This is a genomic window from Nonomuraea sp. GTA35, from assembly GCF_041950525.1.
Lineage (GTDB): Bacteria > Actinomycetota > Actinomycetes > Streptosporangiales > Streptosporangiaceae > Nonomuraea.
This window is the reverse complement of record NZ_JBGNUV010000003.1, coordinates 842,625-855,594: the sequence shown is the minus strand read 5'-3', so window position 1 is coordinate 855,594 and position 12,970 is coordinate 842,625. Positions and strand designations below refer to the sequence as shown.

General features: G+C 70.7%; 12 protein-coding genes. 4 read left to right on the top strand and 8 right to left on the bottom strand.

Translation table 11 applies throughout. The annotated features are described in order from the left end of the window. Positions 1–136: 136 nt before the first annotated feature. On the bottom strand, positions 137–883 hold the full coding sequence (locus ACBJ32_RS17465; RefSeq protein WP_375127614.1) for a YaaA family protein: 747 nt from the start codon (positions 881–883) through the stop codon (positions 137–139). A gap of 78 nt (positions 884–961) precedes the next feature. Here ACBJ32_RS17465 and ACBJ32_RS17460 point away from each other — a divergent pair, with 78 nt between their 5' ends. Continuing rightward, positions 962–1,663: a GNAT family N-acetyltransferase gene (locus ACBJ32_RS17460; RefSeq protein WP_375127613.1), complete on the top strand. Its 702-nt coding sequence runs from the start codon at positions 962–964 to the stop codon at positions 1,661–1,663. Between the two features lie 272 nt (positions 1,664–1,935). Here ACBJ32_RS17460 and ACBJ32_RS17455 read toward each other — a convergent pair whose 3' ends face one another. Beyond that, the gene (locus tag ACBJ32_RS17455) at positions 1,936–2,166 is read right to left on the bottom strand and encodes a hypothetical protein (protein WP_192786721.1); all 231 of its coding nucleotides are present in this window, start codon (positions 2,164–2,166) and stop codon (positions 1,936–1,938) included. Positions 2,167–2,413: 247 nt separating this feature from the next. Here ACBJ32_RS17455 and ACBJ32_RS17450 point away from each other — a divergent pair, with 247 nt between their 5' ends. Continuing rightward, the gene (locus ACBJ32_RS17450) at positions 2,414–4,480 is read left to right on the top strand and encodes a DNA topoisomerase IV subunit B (RefSeq protein WP_357867599.1); all 2,067 of its coding nucleotides are present in this window, start codon (positions 2,414–2,416) and stop codon (positions 4,478–4,480) included. Positions 4,481–5,021: 541 nt separating this feature from the next. Here ACBJ32_RS17450 and ACBJ32_RS17445 read toward each other — a convergent pair. Then, positions 5,022–5,516 (bottom strand): carbonic anhydrase, encoded by a 495-nt coding sequence (locus tag ACBJ32_RS17445; protein WP_357867602.1) that lies wholly within the window; start codon positions 5,514–5,516, stop codon positions 5,022–5,024. A 138-nt stretch (positions 5,517–5,654) separates the two neighbouring features. Between ACBJ32_RS17445 and ACBJ32_RS17440 the strand changes: the two genes are divergently transcribed. Beyond that, on the top strand, positions 5,655–5,972 hold the full coding sequence (locus ACBJ32_RS17440; RefSeq protein ID WP_375127612.1) for a hypothetical protein: 318 nt from the start codon (positions 5,655–5,657) through the stop codon (positions 5,970–5,972). Between the two features lie 138 nt (positions 5,973–6,110). On the opposite strand, the gene ACBJ32_RS17435 is transcribed toward ACBJ32_RS17440, so the two are convergent. The 4 genes from ACBJ32_RS17435 to ACBJ32_RS17420 all read right to left on the bottom strand — a co-directional run bounded on the left by ACBJ32_RS17435 (position 6,111) and on the right by ACBJ32_RS17420 (position 9,573). Then, positions 6,111–6,914, bottom strand: coding sequence for an SAM-dependent methyltransferase (locus ACBJ32_RS17435; RefSeq protein WP_357867608.1), 804 nt, complete (start codon positions 6,912–6,914; stop codon positions 6,111–6,113). Between the two features lie 75 nt (positions 6,915–6,989). Then, positions 6,990–7,919, bottom strand: a complete 930-nt coding sequence (locus ACBJ32_RS17430) for an ABC transporter permease (protein WP_375127611.1) — start codon at positions 7,917–7,919, stop codon at positions 6,990–6,992. Continuing rightward, positions 7,916–8,926, bottom strand: coding sequence for a sugar ABC transporter substrate-binding protein (locus tag ACBJ32_RS17425; protein WP_375127610.1), 1,011 nt, complete (start codon positions 8,924–8,926; stop codon positions 7,916–7,918). The genes ACBJ32_RS17430 and ACBJ32_RS17425 overlap by 4 nt, the downstream gene beginning before the upstream one ends. An 83-nt stretch (positions 8,927–9,009) precedes the next feature. Further along, positions 9,010–9,573: a thioredoxin family protein gene (locus tag ACBJ32_RS17420; RefSeq protein WP_357867617.1), complete on the bottom strand. Its 564-nt coding sequence runs from the start codon at positions 9,571–9,573 to the stop codon at positions 9,010–9,012. Positions 9,574–9,607: 34 nt separating this feature from the next. Here ACBJ32_RS17420 and ACBJ32_RS17415 point away from each other — a divergent pair, with 34 nt between their 5' ends. Next, the gene (locus ACBJ32_RS17415) at positions 9,608–9,982 is read left to right on the top strand and encodes a VOC family protein (protein ID WP_375127609.1); all 375 of its coding nucleotides are present in this window, start codon (positions 9,608–9,610) and stop codon (positions 9,980–9,982) included. Positions 9,983–10,065: 83 nt separating this feature from the next. On the opposite strand, the gene ACBJ32_RS17410 is transcribed toward ACBJ32_RS17415, so the two are convergent. Next, the gene (locus ACBJ32_RS17410; protein ID WP_375127608.1) at positions 10,066–12,582 is read right to left on the bottom strand and encodes a DNA topoisomerase (ATP-hydrolyzing) subunit A; all 2,517 of its coding nucleotides are present in this window, start codon (positions 12,580–12,582) and stop codon (positions 10,066–10,068) included. Positions 12,583–12,970 lie beyond the last annotated feature (388 nt).

The window sequence follows — 12,970 nt, the reverse complement described above, 5'->3', positions numbered from 1 at the left end:
CGGTGCGCGGCGGAGTCCCGGCGCGACGTGGACGGCGGACCGGCGCGGCACCCCGCCCGCATGGGCGAGCGCGCGGCGTCTCGGTGCGACCCGACACGCCCGGGCGTTCGCCGTAATCGCCGGTCAGTCCGTCAGGTCATGTCGGGTCGGTGACGTGAACGTCCAGGACCCAGGGGCGGGTGGGGCGGGAGGGCTCGGCGAGGGCGACGGTGTAGCCCAGGTCGTCGAGGGTCTTGGCCAGCTCGTCCGGGCTCGCCGGGGCCGCTTCCTGGCACAGCAGGGCGCGGGCGATCTCGCCCCGGGTGGCCTTGGCCATGTGGCTGACGACCTTCCCGTCACGGAAGACCCGTACCGTCACCGAGCGCGAGCCCGGCTGCCAGGCCCCCGCGTACGTGGCCGAGCGGAGATCCACCACCAGCCCCGGAATCCGATCCAGCTCCTTCGTGATTCTGGGACGCCAGAACGCGGCCAGCCCGCCGATCGGCGGCAGGGTGACGCCCATCGAGAGGCGGTACGGCGGGATCCAATCTGTGATCTTCACCACACCCCACAGCCCCGAGAAGATCAGCAACGCCTCCTCGGCCCGCCTCCTCGGCTCCTCGTCCAGCGTGTCCAGGCCGAGATTGTCGTACAGCACGCCGGTGTAGAGCGCGGCGGCGGGCAGGGTGGAGGCGGTCTTCAGCGCCGCGTTCCTGGCCAGCTCGCCCGCCAGCCCCGGCGTCAGCCCGAGCACGTCGAGGGCGTCGCGGCGCTTGGAGGCGCGGATCAGCGCGTTCAGCACCCGCGTGCGGGACTTGTCGAGGGCAGGGAAGGACAGCTCGCCCAGGGGAGGCCCGCTGCCCTCCGAGGCCTTGCCTTCGGACGGCGGCAACAGAATCAACACAGCCCCCTACCTTATTGGCCCAGGCCAGCGCCCTACCCGGCGGACCGGGCAGCTCCTCAGGGCGGTTAGTCTGCGCGGATGGATGTCGACCGTCTTGTTCATGAGGCCTGGCCCGCGTACGAGCAGCGTGCCCACGACGGGTGGGTGTTCCGCCGCGCCGACGGGGTGACGAAGCGCGCCAACTCCGTGCTCGCCACGAGCATGCCCGCCGACCTGGACGGCGCGATCCGCGCGGCGGAGGCGTTCTACGGAGAGCGCGGGCAGCGCTGCGTCTTCTCGCTGGGGCTCGCGGCTCCGCCCGGGCTGGACGAGGAACTGGAGCGCCGGGGGTACGAGCTGGTCGATCCCACCTTGGTGATGGCCGGTACGCCCAAGGGCGAGCCCGCGCGCGAGGTCCGGACCGAGGAACGGCCGTGGCCGCAGTGGCTGGAGACCTGGTGGGCGGTGGACGGCCGGTACGGGAGCGGCCAGAAGGAGGCCGAGCGCATCTGCACAGGGGTGCCTGCCTGGTACGCGGCGTACGAGGAGGACGGCGTGCCGCTCGCCGTCGGGCGGGCCGTCCCGCAGGGCGACACGCTCGGGATCTACTGCATGGCCACCCTTCCCGAGGCCCGGCGCAGAGGGCTGGCGCGGAGGGTGCTGCGGGCTCTGGTGGCACGGGCCGGGGACGGGTTCGGGTCCGCCTACCTGGTCGTGACGGCGGCGAACACCGGAGCTCAGGCGCTCTACCGGAGCGAAGGCTTCGAGATCGCGGGGCGGTACCACTACCGGGTCCGGTGACGTCGAGCGGCAAGGCGCCTCGGCCGCGCCACGCGGATCATCACGAGCGCCACATGCCACGCGGGTCGTCCACGCCATGCGGGCACCACCATGCCGCGCGGGCATCGCACGCCGCGGTCACCGGCCGGCTCAGCGGCCGCCGGAGGTGGCGGCGGAGGGGGTGTGAGCATGCGGTGTGCGCGTGTGTGGAAGCAGAACGGCGACCCCGGGCTGCCCCAGGGTCGCCGTACTGCTCATGCAATATGTGGTTATCTCATCACGACCAGCGCAGGTCAGCGCTCGTCGTTGGGGGCAATGGAAGAGGTTTCGCTGAGTCGAGCCGACTCGTCCAGGATGTCGGCGCCCTTTTCACGCAACGCTGCGATGTGCTGACGCCCATGGTGGGCGCAGAAAAGCAGCTCCCCACCCACAGGCAGGGTCGCGCGAATGTAGGCCTGGGCACCGCAGCGGTCGCAGCGGTCGAGGGCCGTCAGCGGCTTAACGGGGGCGAGAGCTCCAGTCACGTATCGCCTTTCGGGTCACCCCCGCCGAAGCGAGGATCTGGCGTCAGTCACTTGGAACAACATCTAACCGGACCTGGACGTTCCCAACCGCCCCCTCTCTACGCCCAGAGCAGAATGTGTCCCAAAGTAATGACGATCAGCCGGTTGGTAACGGCAAACGTGACGCCATGGCAAGCTTGTACGCGCGCGTAGGGGAAGAACGGTAGGCTACGCACACGTGTTCGATGCCTAGACCAGGGGAGCTGGAGTGACGCTTGTGGAGGCGGGTTACACGGCTCGTCACCTCTCGGTGCTTGAGGGCCTGGAGGCCGTGCGGAAACGCCCGGGCATGTACATCGGGTCCACCGACAGTCGCGGGCTCATGCACTGCCTCTGGGAGATCGTGGACAACGGCGTCGACGAGGCGCTGGCCGGCCACTGTGACCGGATCGAGGTAGAGCTCTACGCGGACGGTTCCATCGAGGTCCGCGACAACGGCCGGGGCATCCCGGTGGACGTCGAGCCGAAGACCGGCCTGGCCGGCGTGGAGCTCGTCTACACCAAGCTGCACGCGGGCGGGAAGTTCGGCGGCGGCTCGTACGGCGCCTCCGGCGGCCTGCACGGCGTGGGCGCCTCCGTGGTCAACGCGCTGTCCTCCCGGGTGGACGTCGAGGTCGACCGCGACGGGCTCGTCCACGAGATCAGCTTCCGCCGCGGCGTCACCGGCGTCTTCGACGGCGAGGGGCCGACGGCCAAGTTCAAGAAGAAGTCCGGCCTGCGCCTGGGCGCCAAGCTCCCCAAGAACGTCACCGGCACCCGGGTGCGCTTCTGGGCCGACAAGCAGATCTTCCTGCCCGACGCCGAGGTCTCGGTCGACGAGATCCACGTACGCCTGCGGCAGACCGCCTTCCTGGTGCCGGGCCTGACCCTGGCCCTCTACGACAGCAGGCACGAGGAGCGCATCGAGGAGGAGTTCCGCTTCGAGGGCGGCATCTCCGAGTTCGCCGAGTTCCTGGCCCGCGACGAGCCCGTCTGCGACGTGCTGCGCCTGCAGGGCGTCGGCCACTTCCACGAGACCGTGCCGGTCCTCGACGACCAGGGCCACATGACGCCCACCGAGGTGCAGCGCGAGCTCAGCGTGGACGTGGCGATCCGCTGGGGCAAGAGCTACGAGTCCACCGTGCGCTCGTTCGTGAACGTGATCGCCACGCCCAAGGGCGGCACGCACCTGACCGGGTTCGAGCGCGGCCTCGTCCGCACGATCAACGAGCTGCTGCGCGAGACCCGCCTGCTGAAGAACGGCGACGACCCCGTCACCAAGGACGACATCTCCGAGGGCCTGACCGGCGTGGTCACGGTCAGGGTGCCGGAGCCGCAGTTCGAGGGGCAGACCAAGGAGGTGCTCGGCACCTCCGCGGCCACCCGCATCGTCTCCCACGTGGTCTCGCGCGAGCTCAAGGAGCTGTTCACGAACCCGCCGCGCGGCTACAAGCAGCCGCTGCGGGCCGTGCTGGAGAAGATCGTGGCCGCGGCGAAGGCCCGCATCGCGGCCCGCGAGCACCGCGACAACCAGCGCCGCAAGAGCGCCCTGGAGAACTCCGCGCTCCCCGCGAAGCTGGTCGACTGCCGCAGCGACGACCTCGACCGCAGCGAGCTGTTCATCGTCGAGGGTGACTCCGCCCTCGGCACGGCGAAGCTGGCCCGCGACTCGGAGTTCCAGGCGCTGCTGCCGATCCGGGGCAAGATCCTCAACGTTCAGAAGGCGTCCGTGAGCGACATGCTCAAGAACGCCGAGTGCGCCGCGATCATCCAGGTCGTCGGTGCCGGCTCCGGGCGCTCGTTCGACATCGACGCCGCCCGCTACGGCAAGGTCATCCTCATGGCCGACGCCGACGTCGACGGCGCCCACATCCGCTGCCTGCTGCTGACCCTGTTCCACCGCTACATGCGGCCGATGGTGGAGGCCGGGCGGGTGTTCGCCGCCGTGCCGCCGCTGCACCGCATCGAGCTGACCAACCCGGGGCGGGGCAAGGAGAAGTACATCTACTGCTACTCCGACGCCGAGCTGCAGAAGGTGCTGCGCGACCTGGAGCGGCGCGGCAAGCGGTGGAAGGACCCGGTGCAGCGCTACAAGGGTCTGGGCGAGATGGACGCCGACCAGCTGGCGGAGACCACGATGGACCCGCGCCACCGGATCCTGCGGCGGGTGCGGATCGAGGACGCCGAAGGGGCCGAGGGGATCTTCAACCTGCTGATGGGCAGTGAGGTCGCGCCGCGGCGGGAGTTCATCGTCAGCAGCGCGGCCGAGGTGGATCGCGACCACATCGACGCCTGACCTGGCCGGCCTGGCCGGCCCGGCCGGCCGCCTGCGGGCGGCGGGGCGGGGCTGTCCTCCGCCGTCGCGATCCCGCCCGGCCCGCGTTCGGGGTCGGGCGGTTCGTGTGGCGTGATGCAGGTCTGCGGGCGTGGATGTAGAGATTCAGGCTGCCGGGATTCCGGGGTTGCCGGAATTCAGGGCCGCCGGGCTTGAGGGCGTGATGGCCACGTTCGCGTGCATGCCGACGCGCTGACGTGCGCCCGCCCGTAGGACTACGGGCGGGCGCATTCGCTTGCGGGCTTATGGGCGCGCGTTTGGCATGCAGGCCGACGCGCTGGCGCGTTCGTCGGCAGCCTGCGGGCGGGCGGGGGCGTGTTGTGCAGGGCGACGCCGGCCGTCACAGTGGCGGTCTGGGGTCTCTGCGGGGCTGTGGTGCCCCGTGGAGGCTCGTGTGTGCCTCCTGCCCCTCCGTGCACGTCCGGGCCCTTCTCGCACGGGCTGGGGCCTCTGAGGGGCGTTCCCGGCGCCACAGGGCGGGCCGGGTGCCCCTGCGGCAGGGTCAGTGGTCGGACGGGGTGAGCCTGCCGGTGTGGACGTCGTAGATCGCCCCGCCCACCGGCATCTCCGACGGCAGGAACGGGAACGTCCTGATCCTGGTCAGGTCGTGCTTGAGCGCCTCGTTCTGGTCCGGCACCGTGTGGAACTCCAGGCTGCGCGTGTCGATCCCGCGCTCGTTCGCCATCGCGTGCACGTCCGCGTCCGTCACCTTCGCCATCCCGCAGTCCGTGTGCGGCATGACCAGCACCCGCTCCACCCCGAGCAGGACGACGGCCAGCACCAGCGTGCGCAGCACGTCGTCCGTCACGCGGGCGCCGGCGTTGCGCAGGATCTTGGCGTCGCCGGGCTTCAGTCCGAGGAGCCCGAGCGGGTCGATGCGGGAGTCCATGCAGGTCACAACGGCGAGGCCGCGCGCTGCCCGGCCGGTGAGGCCGGAGTTGCCGAACGTCTCGGCGAACTTCACGTTGGCGGCATACAGGTCGTCGAACGCACTCATGGCACAAATAATCCCTCATGCCTCAGATCTCGCGATGGCGGGGTGGCGACAGGCTGGAGTTGGCAAACCTCCCACGAAAACCGTTCACCTTGAGTGATGATGTCGTAGCCGTACGTACGTAATCCAAGAAGGTTTGTCGTGAGTAGGTCAGAATCGCTCGCCGTGTACCTCCGCGCCCAGGCCCGGCGCCGCCTTGATCGTGTGGAGACCAGGGATGACGGCCGCAACGCCAGGTGTGCCCTTGCCCTCCTCGATGCCGCCGCCTACGCGGGCAGCCTCCCGGACGACGATCCGCTCATCCTCATGCTGGACCAGGCGGGCTGCTTCGGGCCGCTGGGATGTGAGGAGTTCGATCCGGGGGAGGCGGGCAACCAGCTGATCCGGCACTGGGAGGGTGGTGAGCCGCACGAACTGCTGCTCGCCCTGCCCGCCGCCATCGCCGCCGCCAGTACCTAGCCTCCGGCCCGTCGCCTCCGGTCCGCAGTCTCCGGTCCGCAGTCTCCGGTCCGGGGTCTCCGGCCCGCGGTTCGTGGCCTCCGGCACGTAAGCGGCGTCAGGGGTCGCAGCCGACGCCGGCGTGCCACCGCGTCGGCGTCAGGGTTTGCGGCCGACGCCGACGTACCACCACTCGCCGCCCGCAAGCTCCGTCTCCCACGCCTCGTCGGGCCGCCAGTCGCCCACATGCGTCACGCCGGGCTCCAGCAGGTCGAAGCCCTCGAACATGCGGGTGACCGCTGCGTGGCCGCGGTGGATCAGCGGCGCGTCCGCCTCGTCGTACACCTCCCGCGCCGCCTTGCCCACCTCGGGATGGGCGTCGTCGGTGAGGTGGGAGAGGATGAGCGCGCTCCCGGACGCCAGCCGCTCGCGGAAGGCGGCCACGACCCCCCACGGGTCCTCCGCGTCGGTCAGGCAGTGCAGCACGCCGAGGAACACCACGCCCACCGGCCGGCTGAAGTCGATGAGCTGGGCGGTCTCCGGCGCGTCGAGGACGGTGGCGGGCGCGCGGATGTCGGCGTGCACGATGGTGATCTTGGAGTCGGTGCCTGCCAGCAGGGCGCGGGCGTGGACGATCACCACGGGGTCGTAGTCGACGTAGACGACGTGCGCGTCCGGATGGACTTCCCGGGCGACCTCGTGCACGTTGTTCTGGTTGGGCAGGCCGGTGCCGAGGTCGATGAACTGGTCGATGCCGAGGCCGGCGACATGGCGCACGGCCCTGCCCAGGAACCGCCGGTTGGCCAGGCAGATCTCCCGGCTGGGCCCCAGCGCCATGATCTTCTCGGCGGCCGCGCGGTCGGCCGCGAAGTTGTCCTTGCCGCCGAGATAATAGTCGTACATGCGCGCGGCGTTGGGGATGTGGGGATTGATGCCCTTCGGTACGCGCGGGGGGTTGGTCATCTGGGCCCTTCGAGATCCGCCAAACGAATGGAACAGATCGTAACGTCCCCGTGACAAGTTTGTGGATCTTTCCTGTCAAACACCTCGGTGCCTGAGCCGCTGATCGAGACTCACCGCCCCCAGGATCAGCAGTCCTTCGACGATCGGGCGGTAGGTGGTGTCCCAGCCGAGCAGGTTGAAGCCGTTCCCGATGAGCGTCAGGATCAGCACGCCCGCCATGCCGCGCCAGACCGTGCCCTGCCCGCCGAGGATGCTCGTCCCGCCGATCACGGCCGCCGCGATGGCCGTCAGCTCCAGCAGCGTGCCCATGTCCGACTGCGCCGAGCCGCCCCGGGCGGCCAGCACCAGCCCGGCCAGGGCCGCGCAGACCCCGCTGATCGCGAAGACGCCCACGCGGACCGACCGCACGCCGATCCCGGACAGCCAGGCCGCCGTGGGGTTCCCGCCGACCGCGTACACCCGGCGGCCGAACGTGGTGCCCGACAGCAGCACCGACGTGACGACGGCCACCACGACCAGCAGCAGCGAGGCCGCGGTGACGCCGCCCAGCACGGTCGGCCAGCTCAGCGACTGGAACGCCGCCAGCCGGGGCGGGCCGGGGTAGACGATCGCGCCGCCGGTGACGACCAGCGCCAGGCCCCGGTGCACCAGGCCGAGCGCCAGCGTGACGATGAACGAGTGCACCCGCGACAGCACCACGACCACGCCGTTGACCGTGCCGAGCAGGGCGCCGGTCGCGACCGCCGCCGCGTACCCGGCGGGGACGCCGACGCGCTCGGTGACGACCACCGCGACGATGGCGCTCACGGCGAGCACCGCGCCGGCCGACAGGTCGAACACGCCGCAGATCACGCACAGCGTCATGCCGCACGCCAGCAGCCCCACCACGACGGTCTGGTCGAGCAGGTTGACGAGGTTCCCCGGCGTCAGGAACGTGTCCGTGGCCAGCGAGAGCAGCACCACCAGGGCCGCGGCCCCGGCGAGGATGCCGTGGTCGCGGGTCATTCGTCGTATTCGCCGCGCACCTGGGCCAGCGCGTCCTTGGTGCCCATGGCCGTGCCGGGCGCGACGTCGGTCATCACGTTCGTGGCGGGCACGCTGCCGCCCCGCGCCTTGGCCAGGCCCAGCTCCGCGGCCTTGGCGCCGAGGGTCTTGACGGGCAGGTAGTACGCGGCGAACCAGCGGCCCTCCCGGACCGCCTCGACGGTCTGGCGGGAGGCGCCGTTGGCCACGTACAGGATGTCCTTGCCCCTTGCGACGGCCTCGGCGCCGAGCACGGCCTGCGAGGAGCCGATGACCACGTCGATGCCGGGGTCCTTCTGCAGGATGTCCTGCATGGCCCTGCGCCCGCTCTCCTGCGTGTAGCCGCCCTCGGCCCGGGCCTTGACCCGCACGCCGGGCGCGGCCTCCAGCACGCCGAGTGCCGCCCGGGTGCGGGCGTTGTCCAGGGGCAGCGCCTTCAGGCCCTCCAGGTAGGCGACCTCGCAGGGGCTCGCCTTCCTGCTGCGGCAGGCCTGGATCGCCAGCCTGCCGAGGCCCTCGCCGTTCAGCGTGGGCACGTCCACGAGCGTGATCGTGCCGTCCACCTGCGGCTCGGCGGTGTCGTACCGGGTGCCGACGGGGGTGAACTGCACGACGACCGTGATCCCCGCCCGTACGGCGGACCGGATCGCCGGCACCACGGCCGCCCCGTCGTTGGCCTGCACGACGAACACGTCGAACCGCTTGGCCGTCACCGCGTCCTGGAGCTGCTGCACCTGGGCCTGGGCGTCGAAGTTGGGGTCGAGGAACTCGGCCGTGGCGCCGCCGGCCCTGGCGTGCTCCTCGACCCCGGCGAACGTGGCCGCGGAGAAGGAGTTGGCCTTGGCGAAGCCGAAGAAGCCGATCCGGTTCGCCGTGCCGGACGTGGCCGGGCCGGTGGCGCCGCCCGGCCGTTCAGCGGGGTTGACGCAGCCGGCGGCGAGCAGGGCCACCAGGGCCAGAGCGGGTAAGGCAGTCCGTGGTGCGACCATCACGGTCTCCATTCGCGTCGTCGGTGACTCGCCCGGGACTGCTGGTGATCATAGAGCGACGGAGCGAGAGGAGACCAGAAAGATCACATGGGTTCGTTGCCGGGCTTCCACTTGATGCCGCATCCGAGCGAGGGGTTCTGCTGCTCGGGCACCTGCCCGCCGTCGAGCAGGGCGTCGATGGCGGGCCGCAGGGACGAGCCGGTCACCGGCACGTCGTTGCCCGGCCGCGCGCCGTCGAACTCGCCCCGGTAGACGAGCTGGAACTGGGAGTCGTACAGGAAGAAGTCGGGGGTGCAGGCCGCGCGGTAGGCCTTGGCGACGTCCTGGGTGTCGTCCAGCAGGTACGGGAAGGTGAACCCGGCCCGGGCGGCCTGCTCCGCGAGGTGTGTGGGGTCGTCGTCGGGGTAGTTCACGCTGTCGTTGCTGCAGATGGCGACGATCGACAACCTCGCCCCGTAGTCCCTCGCCAGGGCGCCGAGGCCGGATTCGATGTGCCGCACGTACGGGCAGTGGTTCGAGAGGAAGACCACGAGAGTGGCGGGAGAGCCCTTGAGATCTTCCAGCGATACGCTGCCGCCGTCGATGGCGGTCAGGTCGAACGCGGGCGCGGGAGTGCCGAGCGGAACCATGAACGAGTTGGCAGCCATGGCACCCATTGTCTCGTGAAAGGAGCCGATAGGCATGGGCGGTATCGCCGAGTTCAGAACCGTCGTGCTGGACTGTCCGGATCCCCAGGGGCTGGCCGGCTTCTACTCCCAGTTGCTGGGCTGGCCGGTCGTCTCGGTCGAGGACGACTGGGTGGTGGTCAGCGACGGCGGCTCGCCCAAGCGGCTGGCCTTCCAGCTCGCTCCCGACCACCAGCCGCCCGTGTGGCCCAGCACCGACCGGCCGCAGCAGTTCCACCTCGACCTCACGGTGACGGACATGGACGAGGCCGAGCGGCAGGTGCTCAAGATCGGCGCTACCAAGCACGAGCACCAGCCCAGCGAGGAGGACAGCTTCCGGGTGTTCCTCGACCCGGCGGGGCACCCGTTCTGCCTCTGCCGGGACGTGTAGGGCTCCCGCTGCGGCGGCCCGGGCCGGGCGATAGGGGACTGCTCCCGGGCGGGCCGCCGCAGCGGGTCATGCCACCGCGACGGCTACTCGTCGGCGGAGTCGTCGCCGGAGCCGCCGGCCGCCGGAGCCTGGCCGCCCGGCTGCGGCTCGGGGCCGGAGCCGAGGGCGCCGCCGACGGCGCCGATCGTGTGCGTGAGCCGCACGCCGGACCCGTCCCTGCGGCCGACCTCCTCCGGCAGCGGCACCGGCTTGCCCACCGCCGAGACGGCCTTGGCGGGCGCCGGACCGGCCCAGGCCAGCAGCAACTCGTCCTCGCCCTTCAGGAACCGCTGGGCCCGCACACCGCCCGTCGCGCGCCCCTTGGCGGGGAACTCGGCGTAGTCGGACACCTTGCCGCCGCCCACCTGCGTGCCGGGCAGCGCCGTGGAGGAGCCGGCGACGGTGACCACATGCGCGGGACGCTCGGGATCGACCACCCCGAACCAGATCACCCTGGCCCCGTCGTCGAGCCGGATGCCCGCCATGCCGCCCGCCGGACGGCCCTGCGGCCGCACGAGCGAGGCGGGGTAGCGCAGGAGCTGCGCGTCGGAGGAGATGAACACCAGGTCGTGGGACTCGGACTCCAGCTCGACCGCGCCCACCACGCTGTCGCCGTCCTTCAAGGTGATCACTTCGAAGTCGTCGCGGTTGGCCGGGTAGTCGGGCACCACCCGCTTGACCACGCCCTGCGCGGTGCCCAGCGCCAGGCCGGGCCCGTCGGGGTCGAGGGAGCCCAGGCCGACCACCTTCTCGTCGGGCTGCAGGGAGACGTACTCGGACACCGGATGCCCGCCTGACAACGACGGCGGGTTGGCCGACGGCGGCAGCGTGGGCAGGTCGACCACCTGCACCCGGATCAGCCGGCCGTGGGAGGTGACCACGCCGACCTCGCCGCGCACGGATGTCCGCACCACGCTGAGCAGCACGTCGTGCGCCGCGCGCTCGCCCTCGCCGGGCAGCGGCGTGGCGTCGGGGGTGCGGGCCAGCAGGCCGGTCGAGGAGAGCATGGCCAGGCACGGGTCGTCGGCCACCTGCAGATCCACCACGGGCGTGCGGGTCACGCCGGGCGCCTCCAGCAGGACCGTGCGGCGCGGCGTGCCGTACTTCTTGGCCACGTCGGCCAGCTCGCCCGAGACGACCTGGCGGAGCTTGGCCTCGGAGGAGAGGATCTCGGTGAGCTTGGCGATCTCGTCGCTCAACGTCTCCTTCTCGCGGTCGAGCTCCAGCTTGTCGTAGCGGGTCAGGCGGCGCAGCGGCGTGTCGAGGATGTAGGCGGCCTGGATGTCGGTCAGGTCGAAGACCTCCATCAGGCGGGTGCGCGCCTGGGCGGAGTCGTCGGAGGAACGGATGACCTGGATGACCTCGTCGATGTTGAGCAGCGCGATGATCAGGCCGTCGACCAGGTGCAGGCGCTCCTCGCGCTTGCGCCGGCGGAACTCCGACCTGCGGCGCACGACCTCCAGCCGGTGGTCGACGTAGACCTGCAGCATCTCGCGCAGCCCGAGGGTGCGCGGCTCGCCGTCGACCAGGGCGACGTTGTTGATGCCGAAGGTCTCCTCCATCGGCGTCAGCCGGTAGAGCTCCTCCAGCACAGCCTCGGGGATGAAGCCGTTCTTGATCTCGATGACCAGCCGCAGGCCCTTGTGCCGGTCGGTGAGGTCCTTCAGGTCGGCGATGCCCTGGAGCTTCTTGCTGGTCACCAGCTCCTTGATCTTGGTGACCACGCGCTCGGGGCCCACGTTGTAGGGCAGCTCGGTGACGATGATGCCCTTGCGCCGCGGCGTGATCTGCTCGACCACGCACTTGGCCCGCATGCGGAACGTGCCGCGCCCCGTCTCGTACGCGTCGCGCACGCCCTGCAGCCCGATGATCGAGCCGCCGGTCGGCAGGTCGGGCCCCGGCACGTACTTCATCAGCTCGTCGAGCGTCGCGTCCGGCTTCTTGATCAGGTGGCGGGCGGCGGCCACGACCTCGACGAGGTTGTGCGGCGCCATGTTGGTGGCCATGCCCACCGCGATGCCGCTGGTGCCGTTGACCAGGAGGTTGGGGAACGCCGACGGCATGACCGTGGGCTCGGTCTCCTGGCCGTCGTAGTTGGGCTTGAAGTCGACGGTGTCCTCGTCGAGCGACTCGACCATGAGCATGGCCGCCGGGGCCAGCCTGGCCTCGGTGTAACGCATGGCGGCGGGCAGGTCGTCGGGCGAGCCGAAGTTGCCGTGGCCGTCGACCAGCGGCAGCCGCATGGAGAACGGCTGCGCCAGGCGGACCAGCGCGTCGTAGATGGCGCTGTCGCCGTGGGGGTGCAGCTTGCCCATGACGTCGCCGACAACGCGGGACGACTTGACGTGCCCGCGGTCGGGGCGCAGGCCCATCTCGCTCATCGAGTACAGGATGCGCCGCTGCACGGGCTTGAGGCCGTCGCGCGCGTCGGGCAGGGCACGCTGATAGATCACTGAGTACGCGTACTCGAGGTAGCTCGCGCGCATCTCGGCGGAGACGTCGATGTCGACGATCCGCTCCTCGAAGTCCTCAGGCGGGGGTGCAGTCGTGCGTCGGGCCATCTTGTGCTGCGCGGCTGCCTCGGCCGTCGCGCCGAGGGGAAGCGCATCCTCCTTCTGTTCTCGTGCTGTAACCGTAGCCGTCAGCCCGCTTGCGAAGCGTCAGATCGGCGTGCGAGGCGTCGACGTAACCTGCCCCCGTCGCGGGGATCCGACGTGTGTGCCCCTGGAGATGATGGCACGAGCCGGGTCTTGCGTGGCATATCCAGGGCGACGCTCACGCCACGGTAACGATCTTTCCGCATGCGGTCGACAGGTGCGATGAGAACGTCTGCTCCGGCATCCTACTCGATTTATCGCAGATGTGTTCGAGCAATGGATCGGTCGCCTTCCAGCGCCTTGACCAAGCAATTGCTTGGGTCTTACGTTCTGTCCGAGGGGTTCCCGCCTG

What these genes read in the sequence shown, in the direction of transcription:
- ACBJ32_RS17420 (WP_357867617.1), bottom strand. Translation starts at nt 9,573, where the DNA reads ATGGCTGCCAACTCGTTCATGGTTCCGCTCGGCACTCCCGCGCCCGCG.
- ACBJ32_RS17460 (WP_375127613.1), top strand. Translation starts at nt 962, where the DNA reads ATGGATGTCGACCGTCTTGTTCATGAGGCCTGGCCCGCGTACGAGCAG.
- ACBJ32_RS17425 (WP_375127610.1), bottom strand. Translation starts at nt 8,926, where the DNA reads ATGGTCGCACCACGGACTGCCTTACCCGCTCTGGCCCTGGTGGCCCTG.
- ACBJ32_RS17415 (WP_375127609.1), top strand. Translation starts at nt 9,608, where the DNA reads ATGGGCGGTATCGCCGAGTTCAGAACCGTCGTGCTGGACTGTCCGGAT.
- ACBJ32_RS17435 (WP_357867608.1), bottom strand. Translation starts at nt 6,914, where the DNA reads ATGACCAACCCCCCGCGCGTACCGAAGGGCATCAATCCCCACATCCCC.
- ACBJ32_RS17445 (WP_357867602.1), bottom strand. Translation starts at nt 5,516, where the DNA reads ATGAGTGCGTTCGACGACCTGTATGCCGCCAACGTGAAGTTCGCCGAG.
- ACBJ32_RS17410 (WP_375127608.1), bottom strand. Translation starts at nt 12,582, where the DNA reads ATGGCCCGACGCACGACTGCACCCCCGCCTGAGGACTTCGAGGAGCGG.
- ACBJ32_RS17430 (WP_375127611.1), bottom strand. Translation starts at nt 7,919, where the DNA reads ATGACCCGCGACCACGGCATCCTCGCCGGGGCCGCGGCCCTGGTGGTG.